This window comes from Serratia liquefaciens ATCC 27592 (assembly GCF_000422085.1).
Lineage (GTDB): Bacteria > Pseudomonadota > Gammaproteobacteria > Enterobacterales > Enterobacteriaceae > Serratia > Serratia liquefaciens.
In genome coordinates this window covers 3324866-3336473 of record NC_021741.1, presented here as the reverse complement: position 1 = coordinate 3336473, position 11608 = coordinate 3324866, and the positions used below count along the sequence as shown (strand labels likewise).

General features: G+C 59.7%; 10 protein-coding genes and 1 riboswitch. Of the genes, 3 read left to right on the top strand and 7 right to left on the bottom strand.

The window, feature by feature from the left end:
- Positions 1-13 precede the first annotated feature (13 nt).
- The 3 genes from M495_RS15730 to opgB form a co-directional block, all read right to left on the bottom strand.
- A complete protein-coding gene (locus M495_RS15730; RefSeq protein WP_041415501.1) occupies positions 14-931 on the bottom strand; it encodes a bestrophin family protein in 918 nt (305 codons plus the stop codon).
- A 119-nt stretch (positions 932-1050) separates the two neighbouring features.
- Positions 1051-2511 (bottom strand): AMP nucleosidase, encoded by a 1461-nt coding sequence (locus tag M495_RS15725; RefSeq protein ID WP_020827670.1) that lies wholly within the window; start codon positions 2509-2511, stop codon positions 1051-1053.
- A gap of 164 nt (positions 2512-2675) precedes the next feature.
- The gene (opgB, locus tag M495_RS15720) at positions 2676-4979 is read right to left on the bottom strand and encodes a phosphatidylglycerol--membrane-oligosaccharide glycerophosphotransferase (RefSeq protein WP_020827669.1); all 2304 of its coding nucleotides are present in this window, start codon (positions 4977-4979) and stop codon (positions 2676-2678) included.
- A gap of 291 nt (positions 4980-5270) precedes the next feature.
- Between opgB and M495_RS15715 the strand changes: the two genes are divergently transcribed.
- Positions 5271-6002 (top strand): ABC transporter substrate-binding protein, encoded by a 732-nt coding sequence (locus tag M495_RS15715; protein ID WP_020827668.1) that lies wholly within the window; start codon positions 5271-5273, stop codon positions 6000-6002.
- Between the two features lie 52 nt (positions 6003-6054).
- Here M495_RS15715 and M495_RS15710 read toward each other — a convergent pair whose 3' ends face one another.
- From M495_RS15710 to M495_RS15695, 4 genes are read right to left on the bottom strand one after another with little or no spacing between them, the layout of a single operon-like run.
- Positions 6055-6990 carry an ABC transporter substrate-binding protein gene (locus M495_RS15710; protein ID WP_020827667.1) on the bottom strand — a complete coding sequence of 312 codons (936 nt, stop codon included), beginning with the start codon at positions 6988-6990 and terminating at the stop codon, positions 6055-6057.
- Between the two features lie 28 nt (positions 6991-7018).
- On the bottom strand, positions 7019-7786 hold the full coding sequence (locus tag M495_RS15705; RefSeq protein WP_020827666.1) for an ABC transporter permease: 768 nt from the start codon (positions 7784-7786) through the stop codon (positions 7019-7021).
- Complete coding sequence (locus M495_RS15700; protein ID WP_020827665.1) at positions 7783-8538, bottom strand: ABC transporter ATP-binding protein; 756 nt, start codon at positions 8536-8538, stop codon at positions 7783-7785. The genes M495_RS15705 and M495_RS15700 overlap by 4 nt, the downstream gene beginning before the upstream one ends.
- Positions 8535-9215 (bottom strand): TenA family protein, encoded by a 681-nt coding sequence (locus M495_RS15695; protein WP_020827664.1) that lies wholly within the window; start codon positions 9213-9215, stop codon positions 8535-8537. Before M495_RS15695 ends, M495_RS15700 begins: the two co-directional genes overlap by 4 nt.
- A gap of 65 nt (positions 9216-9280) precedes the next feature.
- Positions 9281-9383, bottom strand: a riboswitch (TPP riboswitch).
- Positions 9384-9540: 157 nt separating this feature from the next.
- Here M495_RS15695 and M495_RS15690 point away from each other — a divergent pair.
- Together M495_RS15690 and M495_RS15685 are read left to right on the top strand one after the other, a co-directional pair.
- Positions 9541-10563, top strand: coding sequence for an LLM class flavin-dependent oxidoreductase (locus tag M495_RS15690; RefSeq protein WP_020827663.1), 1023 nt, complete (start codon positions 9541-9543; stop codon positions 10561-10563).
- Positions 10564-10630: 67 nt separating this feature from the next.
- Positions 10631-11605, top strand: coding sequence for a GlxA family transcriptional regulator (locus M495_RS15685; RefSeq protein ID WP_041415496.1), 975 nt, complete (start codon positions 10631-10633; stop codon positions 11603-11605).
- The last annotated feature ends 3 nt before the right edge of the window (positions 11606-11608 follow it).

Sequence of the window (11608 nt, the reverse complement as noted above, 5' to 3'; positions counted from 1 at the left end):
ACGTGGTTGCCGGTTAGCTGAGCTGGTAACGGCTGTCCGGCCGTGCGGCCGCCGGTAAATCCGTTTCGTCGTTCATTTCGCGCAGGTTGATCTCAATCGCGTTGCACATGGCATTGAGCGGCAGGTCATTGGCGGCGGTGCCGAACGGATCTTCCAGTTCCTCTGCCAGCGAGTCCAGCGAGATGAAGGTGTAGGAGATAAACACCGACACCAGCGGCGTCATGTAATGCAGATCCGGCACCAGCGCGAAAGGCAGCAGGGTGCAGAACAGGTAGACCGTACGATGAACGATCAGGCTGTAGGCAAAGGGGATCGGCGTATTGGCGATGCGTTCGCAGCCGCCGAGGATCTCCGACAGCCGGTTGAGGTTTTGGTCGATGCTGTGAAACAGCATGTCCGACAGCTGTGCCGATTGTCGTTTTTCGCCCAGCCATTGGCCCATCATCAACAGCAGCCGGTTGCAGGGGGACATGCTGTTTTCTATCGCTCGCAGATCGACGTTGGGCAGCAGTCGTTGCAGGTCGGCGCTGCTATCGGTGCCGCGCAGCTGGTGTTTCAGGCAGTAGCTGAACGCGATCAGCAGGGCGGCAAACTCGCGTGCCGCCTGATCCTGCTGCGGTAGCAGACTCTTGATCTGGCGCAGCAGCGAGCGCTCAACGATCAGCAGGCTGCCCCACAGCAACCGCGCCTCGGTGAAACGCGCATAGCTGACGCTGTTGCGGAAGCCGAGAAAGATAGCGATCGCCACGCCCAGCAGGCTGAAAGGTGCCAGGGTCAGTTTGACCCCCAGATGTTCGTACCATTGAAAACACAGCACGGCGACGATGGACATCGCCACGTTAAGGCTGAGGCGAAACAGAATTTTGGATAGCACTGAACCGTGCCAGACGAAGAGCCGCCTGAACCAGTGTTGCTGAGGTCTGACAATCATATGTGTGGTGATGTCCGGGGAATGAGAGCCGCTGTTGTAACAGATTTGCGGTCGGTACATCAACGATCTGAGTATGAAAAGTTAAAAAGCCCGCCGAAGCGGGCCCAGATCCTTCGTCATCAGCGGAACGGCGGCTCGTTAAAGGTACGCAGCTTGCGGGAATGCAGGCGATCGCCCTCGGCGCGCAGCAGGTCGATAGCACAGATACCGATCTGCAGGTGTTCCGAAATGGCCCCTTCATAAAAGCGGTTGGCCTGGCCGGGCAGCTTGATTTCACCGTGCAGCGGTTTGTCGGATACGCACAACAGCGTGCCGTAAGGCACCCGGAAACGGTAGCCCTGAGCGGCGATGGTGGCGCTTTCCATATCTACCGCGACGGCGCGGCTGAGGTTAAAACGCAGCGCCGAAGCGGAATAGCGCAGCTCCCAGTTGCGATCGTCTGTGGTGACCACGGTGCCGGTGCGCAGGCGTTGTTTTACCTCTTCGCCGGGCATGCCGCTGACCATTTTGGTGGCGTCATACAGCGCACGCTGTACTTCGGCAATGCTGGGGATCGGGATATCCGGTGGCAGCACCGAATCCAGCACGTGGTCGTCCCGTAGGTAGGCGTGCGCCAGCACGTAGTCGCCAATCGACTGGCTTTCGCGCAGGCCGCCGCAGTGGCCGATCATCAGCCAGGCGCTGGGGCGCAGCACCGCCAGATGGTCGCAAATGGTTTTGGCGTTGGAGGGGCCGACGCCGATATTGATCAGCGTGATGCCCTGGCCGGTGCGCGAGATCAGGTGGTAGGCCGGCATCTGGTGGTTTTTCCACGCCAGGTCGGAGACCGCCTGATCCGGTGCGGTGGTTTCCGGCGTGATATAGATGCCGCCGGCGCTCGACAGGGCAATATAAGGACTGGCCGGATCGGCTATTTCGGTGCAGGCCCAGCGGACAAACTCATCCACATAGCGGGTGTAGTTGGTGAACAGCACGAAGGGCTGAAAATGCTCCACCGGGGTGCCGGTGTAGTGCCGCAGCCGCGCCAGCGAAAAGTCGGCGCGCAGGGCGTCGAAGTGCGAAAGCGGGAAGGTGCTGGTGGCGTGAAACAGGCCATCGGCAGTCTCATCGCCAATTTGCGCCAGCTCGGTGGTGGGGAAATGCTGCGCCAGGCTGGCGCTCATCGACCGATCCAGCATCAGGTTTGAACCGTCGATCACGTAAGGGAAAGGTATTTCCTGCTGTGACGGCCGCACTTCGATATGCGCATCGTACTCCCCGGCCAGCATGGTCAACTGTTCGGTCAGATAATGGCGGAACAGGTGCGGGCGGGTGATGGTGGTGGTATAGCAACCGGTGTGGGTGAAACGGCCATAGGCGCGGGTTTTGGTTTGACCGGGCGATTTCCCGTCCCAGCTGACGCGCAGCTCAGGGTAAACAAATAGCCCTGCCGCGCGGGTCTGCGCATCGGGTAGGCTGCCATGGCTGATAAAGTCACCGACCGCCTGGCGCAGCGCCTCAACCGAGGCGACATACAGCGCTTCCAGTTGTTCGACTGCCTGAGCGGGGGTGAGGCCGGTGCCGGATTGCTGACTGCTCATACTCTCTCCTTGGTTCTCCCGGCTATGCGGCGGGGAGGCATACGGATGCCGATATCAATTCACAGCAACAGGTTAGCCGAAGATGGGCGCAAAAGCTTTGGAGAAACGGCAGGGGGCGAATAAATTCGCCCCGAATAACGCGGACGCCGCATGCAGCGCGATGATCAGGAAGCGGGGGCAGCCTGTTCCACTTTCAGCGAGACCAGGCCAATACCCAGTTTCTTCGGTACAAAACCGCCGCTGGCACCTTCTTGTGGCTCCGTGGGGGCCGGCGGCGTGATGCTGATGTTTCTGGCTCCGGCAGGGTTGTCGAAGCGCAGCGTCACGGTGGTGTCCTGTTCGCTGAGCGTCACAAACTGTTCCTGATTGCCGACGCGCACCGAGATAGGTTCGCCGACGTTTTTACCGTAGGCGCGGGCGCGCAGCACCAGATCGAATGCTGATGGCAGGGGATCGACGTAATCAATATTCACCGTCGGCGCCAGGTTGGCGTCTGACCAACGGCCCCAGTCTTCGACGCTGGAAACGCCGGTGATCGCTTTCACCTGTTCCGGCATGCCCGGCAGCATAAAGGCGATGGCGTCCGCGTGATATTTAACGGCGGCGTCGTCGACTTTCAGTTTATCGACGGCGCTTTGGTAGGCGGCGATGCTATCGTTTGGCGGACGCTCAAAGTCTATTTTGCCGCGATAGCTGCCCCCTTTGGCCTGCACGATGTGCGGTGGGGCGGCCAGGCTGCCCGACGCGACGCAGGTGTCGGTGCTCAACGCCAGTTCTGGCGACCACACCCGACCGATTTCATAACACTTGTCGACCCAGACGAATTTCTCGCCTGCGCCCAGCCCGGCAAGCTGTTTTTTCAGCGGTGTGGACAGGTAGACGTTAAACATCGGCTCAATTTTGTTGTCCGTCACCTTCAGAATAAACGGCACCTTAAAGGTGATGCCGGAGAAGGTAAAGCGGTTGCCCCGATCGTCGAGACTGTAGTTTGTGATGCTGTTCGGGAAGCCCCATTGCTTGACCACCGCCGGTTTCCAGGCGTTGATTTTTTCGTCGATATTCAAAAACAACGTCGCCAGCGTTGGGCTGGACAGGCTGCTGCGACCGAGGCCAATGTAGTTATCGCCACCCATCACGTCCAGCACGGTGGCGCCGTTGTCCAGCGTGCTGCGCTTCTCGTTATGCAGCGCGGTCTGCGGGCGGGTACCGTCGATGATAAAGAACAGGTTGCGGCGTTTCTGCTTGGTCAGGATGTCATAGGCGGTATTGTTCATCGCCAGATGGTCAGAAGACACCACGATAACGGTATTTTTGAAGTACTCGGACGCCTTGATTTTGTCGATCAGCGCGGCGATATGCTGTTGGCTGCAGGCCACTGCGCTCAGCGACCGATTCTCTTTATTCTGCCAACGGAACGACTTTTTGCTGCAGCTGGCGGAGATAAAGCCGTCCGGGTGATGGGTATCCACGGTCAAGGCGAAGAGCGAGAACTTTTTGTTCTGCTTCGACAGCTCGACGAACTTGTCGAACACCACGTCCAGCACGGTATCGTCGTACCAGCCCCAGTCATTTTTGTAGCCCGGGTCGCTGACCTGTCCGCGTAATTCCTTAAAGCCGTAGGCATGGTCAAAACCGTGCGATTTCAGGAAGGTGTCTTTGCCGGCGAAGGCCAGCTCGGCGCCCTGATAAAAGTAGTTGTCGTACCCGGCGGATTTCAGCACGTCGCCCAGGCAGACGTTTTCCGGGTAAAAGGTGGATACCGCGCTGGAGGCGTTGCCGTCAAAGGGGGCAAACAATGGGATACCGCACTGTGAGGACACCATACCGGCGATGGTGTAACCGGTGCCGGGCAGCTGTTGGGTATTGCTGAAGTCGATGCTGTTTTCGCGGTGCTGGTTCAGTTCGTCGGTCAGGCCGGGGAAGATTTGTTGGTCGAAGTAGGTTCTCTCCAGGCTTTCAGCATAGATATACACCAGGTTCGGCGCTTTGCCCTGTACGGTTTTCTTCGGCGCTTTGTAATAGGTGTCAAAGTCGGCGGTATCGCCGCTAATCTGGCTCTTCACCAACAGCGAGATGTCCTGAAAGGCGGGAGTAGTGCCGACGGAAAACAGCGCCAGCAGCACGGCGAGCACGCTGTAAACCACGCTGCTGCTTTTCGCCTTGCGCCGTACCAGACTCCAGGTCAGCAGGGTGAAGATCAGCGCCAGCACCGCCAGCAGGCCGACAAACGGCAGCAGGTATTTGCCGACGCCGGCGCCCTTCAGGCTGCTGGTGAGGGTGTAGATCACCGCATCGGTAATGCCGTCACCGGTAAAGTAGTTGCTGGCGATCAGCACCACGTTGAGGATCAGATAGCTGCCCAGCAGCGTCAACAGGGTGGCCAGCCACCAGCGGTTGGCGGCGGCACGGGTGCGGTAGATTAAAATTGAGGCTAAAAAAAGTGCAAACGAGATTAATGCTGAAACCATCCACCGTACCCTGTCTGATTAAAAAGGAAATCTTAACTGCCCTGGCAAACGCCGCCGACCCAAGCACGACGCGAAAGAGGAAGGGTATAGCGCATTGAAAGCGCCAGGGTCAATGCGTGTTTGCGCTGCCCTGGCGTGGCAGAGTGCGATCGGTCGTTTTTGTGACAATAGTGTGACATGAATCACGCCGGTGAGGCGAAAAGCGGCTGAATGTTGCTCATCCGAGGTTTGGCTCTAGCCTTAACGGAGAGCGTTGACGAAACACCTACACCCTTTTTTCAGGAGAAAGCCATGCATAGCATTCCCGCCGTCGTACTCGATGATTTGGCCCCGCAGGGGATCCTGCGTGCGGCCATCAATCTGGGCAATCCGGTGTTGGCGCAGAGGGGGCCAGACGGCGAACCTCAGGGGGTATCCGTGACGCTGGCCAGCGCGCTGGCCCGCGAGTTGGGCGTGGCGCTGGAGTTGGTGACCTATGATGCCGCAGGCAAGGTTTTTGCCGCGTTGGAAACCGGAGACTGGAACATCGCCTTTATGGCCATCGAACCGGTGCGGGCGGCGCAGATCGCGTTCAGTGCGCCTTATGCGATCATTGAGGGGACCTACCTGGTGGCCCAGGCGTCTCCCTGGCAACAGGTTGCCGAACTTGACCGGCCCGAGGTGCGCATTGCCGTAGGCCAGGGAGCGGCTTACGACCTGTATCTGTCGCGAACCTTAAAGCAGGCGCAACTGGTGCGTGCCGATACCTCCGCCGACGCGATCGCCTTGTTCCTCGAACAGGGGTTGGATGCGGCTGCGGGCGTGCGTCAACCGTTGCTGGCTGCCGCAGCGCAAAACCCGGGGTATCGGGTGCTGGCCGGGCATTTCACTGCCATCCAGCAGGCCATGGCGGTTCCGCGACAAAAAGCGTCGGGGGCGGCCTATGTGCGTGATTTTGTGGAGCGGTGCAAGGCGAGTGGCCTGGTGCTGCAGGCTTTGCAGCGCAGCGGTCAGGGTGACGTTACCGTCGCGCCTTCTGCCTGAGGGGGAATGGCAGGGGCGCGGCATACTGCGCCCCTGATAAAGCAAATAACCTTTAATTCAGCTCCACCGCGTATTGCTCCACCGGCGTGATTTTTTTGATCAGCTTGTTGTCGAACAGGAATTGTTCGTAGGCTTGATAGCGCGCTTTATCCAGCTTCGCCGGATCGGTTGCGAACAGCGGCAGGCTGGCTTGCCAGGCCTGTTTGTTCAGCTCGGTATTGAGTTCCGGATGGGCTTTGGCGAACGCCAGCCAGCTTTCCTGCGGATGGGCGTGCAGATAGTCGCTGCCTTTTTTCAGCGCCGCGAGGAATTTTTTGATTTTCGGCTCGGCCAGCGAATCGCGATTGGCGACGATAATCAGCTCGTCGTAGCTCGGCACACCGTAGTCTTCCACGTTAAACACCACCGGATCTTTGCCCTGCAGTTTCAGCTCCAGCGCTTCAATGTTGCGATAGCCGCCGATTACCGCATCGACCTGGCCCGCCAGCAGGGCGCTGGTCAGTTGGAAATTAACGTTAATCAGTTTGGTTTCATTGGGGTTGAGGTGTTCATGCTCAAGCATGGTCGCCAAGGTGGCTTGTTCGATGCCGCTGACCGAATAGCCGATTTTTTTACCCTTAAGTCCTGCCGGGGTGGTGATGCTTTTATCCAGCGTCATCACGGTATTGAGCGGTGAGTTAATCAGGGTGCCTACGCGTACCAGCGGTAGGCCCTGATCGGCAAAAAAGTGCAGCTGCGGCTGGTAGGTGATGGCCAAATCGGCCTGTTTTGCCGCCACCAGGCGCGGCGGCAGCGCCGGGTCGGAAGGGGGCACAATCTTGACGTCCAACCCTTCGGCCTTGAAGGCGCCGATCTGCTCGGCCACCATGATGGGCGCGTGGTCGGGGTTAATATACCAGTCGAGCACCAGCGTCAGTTTTTCCGCGGCATTGGCCTGGCTGGCCAGCGTGGCGCCGAGCAGCAGCCCGCAGACGGTATTTTTAAGCATGGTTGTTACCCTTGTTGTTGTGAGGCGATCAATCATTTTCCGGTGCCCAGTCGATCAGGCGCAGCAATAGCGCGTCTACCGTCACCCATAGCAAGACGGTCATCAGCACCAAAATAAACAGCGCGGCAAAGCAGATGTCGGTCTGCATGCGCGCGTTGGCGTTAAGCATGACGTAACCCAGGCCTTCCGCCGAGCCAACCCATTCGCCGATGATGGCGCCGATAGGGGCGACGGCGGCGGCCATCCGCAGCCCGGAACCGAAAGCCGGTAGCGCCGCCATCAGCCGTACGTGACGCAGTTGGGCCCAGGGAGAAGCGCGCAGGGTTCGGGCCAGATCGAGATAATCGTTATTGACCCGCCGCAGCCCATCGAAGAAGGCGGAAGTCACCGGGAAGAAAATCACCAGCACCGCCATCACCACTTTGGCGCTCATGCCAAAGCCGAACCACAGCACCAACAGCGGCGCCAGCGCAAACACCGGTATCGCCTGGCTGGTCAGCACTAGCGGCATCAACCAGCGCTGCAGGCGCGGCGAAAAGATCATGCACAGCGCCAGCGTGGCACCGAGCAAAACCCCGGCCAGCAAACCGCAGGCGATCTCCGAGGCGGTGATCAGCGTGTGATAAGCGAGGTACGCCCGGTTGTCCCACAGCGCCTGTGCCACCGCCGAGGGGGAGGGCAACAGGAAGGCGGGGATGTCGCCCAGCGTGGCCAGTGCCCACAGCAGCAACAGGCCGGCGAACACCGTCAGGCTGCGACGCATCCGCGACAGACGGCTTTCAGAAAGGGTTTTCATCCGGCGGCCCTCACCAGTTGCAGCAGCAACTCGCTCTGGCTTTTCAGCAACTGAGGATTGTCCGGCGCTCGCGGCGGTAAGCCCCCGATAACATGACTGTCGTCCAGCCCCGCCGGATAACGGGACAGCACCAGCAGGCGGTGGCTAAGGCGGCAGGCCTCCATGGGGTCGTGGGTGATCAGCAGCACGGTATGCTGCGCCAGCAGTTCGGCGGCCAGCTGCTGGATCATGGCGCGGGTAATGGTATCCAGCGCGGAGAAGGGTTCATCCATCAACACAATCGGCTGGCGCTCATACAGCGTGCGGGCAATAGCGGCACGTTGACGCATGCCACCGGACAGCGCGGCAGGCAAGCTGCGGCCATAGCCGGTCAAGCCCACGCGTTCCCGCAGATGTTCCGCCCAGGCGCGGTCGACCTTTTCGCCGCGCAGCCGCGCACCGAGGCTAATATTCTCGTCAATTGTCAGCCAGGGATAGAGCAGATCCTTTTGCCCCATATAGGCGATACGCCCGGTTATCGGCAGGCCGTCGCTGCCGATAACCGTACCGGAGGTGGGTTTCGCCAGCCCGGCGATGATCTTCAGCAGGCTGGTCTTCCCCGCGCCGCTGGCGCCGAGCAGGGCAACGAAGCTGCCGCCGGCGATATCGAAATTCAGACCATCGAAAATCACCTGCTGACCAAAGCGCAGGGTCAGATCCCGTACCTGAATACCGGGCCGGGCATTGCCGTGCTGCGTGTCGCCGAGGCTCATTGGGCATTCAACCCCATCTGCCAGAAGGCGGATTCCAGGCGGGTGGCGGTGGTGAAAATCGCCGACAGTTCGTTCAGGCGGCTTGGGGCACCCCGCTGGAGGCCAACGTTTTCCAGCAGGTCGAGGGAGGCTTGTACGCCGCTCAGATAGGCAGGATCACCATAGTTGCGGATCCACGAGGCATAGGGATTGCCTTCCATCACGGTGTTGGGATCGTTGAGCAGGCGCAGGCCGATTTCGGCATAGCCAGCGACGCAGGGCATTAACGCTGCCAGCAGATCCAGGGCATCCCCGGCGTGGCCGATATCGAGCACATAGCGGGTGTAATTGAGGGTTTCCGGCGCTTCGGGTTCGGCGGCTATCTGCGGTTCGCTCAATCCCCAGTCGGCACAATAGGCCAGGTGCAGGGGCAGTTCGGCGACAATCGCATTGAGCGAAGCGGTAGCGGCACGCATTTCCGGCAGGGTGCGCAGTTTGCTGACCAGTAGGGCATAGGCGCGGGCAAAGTGGATCAGGAACAGATAATCCTGCGTCAGGTAGCGGCGAAAAGCGGGTTCCGGCAGCGTACCGGCGGCCAGTTGCTGAATAAAGGGGTGTGCCACATAGTCCTGCCAGTGACCGCCGGCCTGTTGGCGCAGCTTTCCGTAAAGACCGTTATCGAATAAGGGAGTAAACATGGGACCTCCAAAAGTGAGTGGAGATCCGGGCGCGCTGAGGTGAGGTATGAACAGGCAACCGCCGTGAGGGGATTGCCGACCGTCCCTTCGCTGGCATGACCCAGATCAGGTTCAAAGGGTTCGGCTTGCGCCATCTCAGCCCGTAACAGGACACCCCTCGGAGGAGCCTGTTATACGATATTTACTTTTTGATTACAATGCTCAGGCAGTGTGGCGTCGTGGCGTAAAAGGATCCGTTTAGTGCGATCGGCCACGATATTTCTGGCCGGAAGGGGGCGATTTTTGTCACTGTAATCCGGTCATTAATGAATCTAAGGATCACCCCATGAAGAAAATCGGCTTCCTTTCTTTCGGCCACTGGACGCCTTCGTCGCAGTCGGGCACCCGTTCGGCGGCAGACGCGCTGCTGCAATCCATTGATCTTGCCGTGGCGGCAGAAGAGCTGGGGGCGGATGGGGCTTATTTTCGCGTACACCACTTTGCCCGCCAGCTTGCCTCGCCATTCCCGCTGTTGGCGGCCATCGGCGCCAAAACCCAGCGTATTGAGATCGGCACCGGCGTGATCGACATGCGCTATGAAAATCCGCTTTATATGGTTGAAGATGCCTGCGCCGCCGACCTGATTTCCGGCGGGCGGCTGCAACTGGGCATCAGCCGCGGTTCTCCCGAACAGGTGATTGATGGCTGGCGTTATTTTGGTTATACGCCTGCCGAAGGCGAGACCGAAGCCGATATGGCGCGCCGCCATACCGACGTCCTGTTGGAAGCGCTGCGTGGCGAAGGCTTTGCTGAACCTAACCCGCAACCGATGTTCCCGAACCCGCCGGGCTTGCTGCGGGTAGAACCTTTCTCCGCCGGGCTGCGCGATCGCATCTGGTGGGGCGCAAGCTCAAACGCCACGGCGATCTGGGCGGCGAAGCTGGGTATGAATCTGCAAAGCTCTACGCTGAAAAACGACGAAACCGGCGAGCCCTTCCACGTGCAGCAGGCCAAGCAGATCCGCGCTTATCGCGATGCCTGGAAGGCCGCAGGTCATACACGCCAGCCGCGGGTGTCGGTCAGCCGCAGCATCTTTGCGCTGATGAACCAGCAGGATCGCAGCTATTTCGGCAACAGCGGCCAGGACAGCGATCAGGTGGGGTATATCGATCAGCAGACTCGCGCGGTATTCGGCCGTAGCTATGCCGCCGAGCCGGAACTGCTGATCAAGCAGTTGGCGCAGGACGAAGCGATTGCCGAAGCCGATACCTTGCTGCTGACCGTGCCCAACCAGCTGGGCGTTGACTACAACGCCCACGTGATTGAGTCGATCCTGACTCATGTCGCCCCGGCGCTGGGCTGGCGCTGATGAGAGAAACGCTTCTCAAACCGGGAAGCGTTATTGACTTATTTTGTCGATTTTGTATTTTAAGGCCATGCATACATTTCTGATTATCGTCCCCGAAGGGGGCATGCTGTTCGAATCGGCGGGGATCGCCGACATCCTGATGCAGGCCAACCGCTTGCGGCCCGATGATGCGCCGCTCTACCAGATGGCGATAGTCACCACGCAAACCCACCGGGTGGTGCATGGCTCGTCCGGTTTGAATCTGTTGGCCGATCATCGCCTGGCGGATCTCGACCCTGAGGTGGAACGCGATACCATCATCGTTACCGGCAAAGGGGCGACCGAGGAAGAAAGCGCCTTTGTGGTGGATTGGCTCCGCCGTGCGGCCCCCAAAGCGCGGCGCGTGGCCTCCGTTTGCGGTGGGGCGATGCTGCTGGCCGAGGCCGGTCTGCTGGACGGCCGCCGGGCGACCACCCATTGGCGGCTGCTGGAAACCTTGCAGGCCCGTTTCCCCAAAGTGAAGGTCGAAAATGGGCCGATCTACGTGCAGGATGGTGCGGTCTGGACCTCTGGCGGCGTCAGCTCCGGGTTTGATCTCACGCTGGCGCTGGTGGAGGACGATTACGGTTTCGTGCAGGCCCGCGAAGTGGCGCAGGATTTGGTGATGTTTTTACGCCGCCCCGGCGGGCAGGCGCAGTTCAGCCGTTACCCACTGAATCAGGCCAAAACACCGGGCCCTATCCGCGATCTGCAGAGCTGGATCCTGGAGAATCTGGCCGAGGATCTTTCCGTTGAGAAACTGGCCGAACGGGTTGCCATGAGCCCGCGCAACTTTACGCGCGTGTTCACGCGTGAAACCGGTATTTCACCCGCCAAATTTGTCGAAGAAGGGCGCTTGTACATCGCCCGCCAGCGTCTGGAACAGAGCTCACAAGGCATTGAACAAATCGCCACCAGCAGCGGTTTCGGCAATGCGCTCAATCTGCGCCGCGTTTTCGAACGGCATCTGCAACTGACCCCAACCGAATACCGCGATCGCTTCCATTCACGCACTTTGGCGTAAATT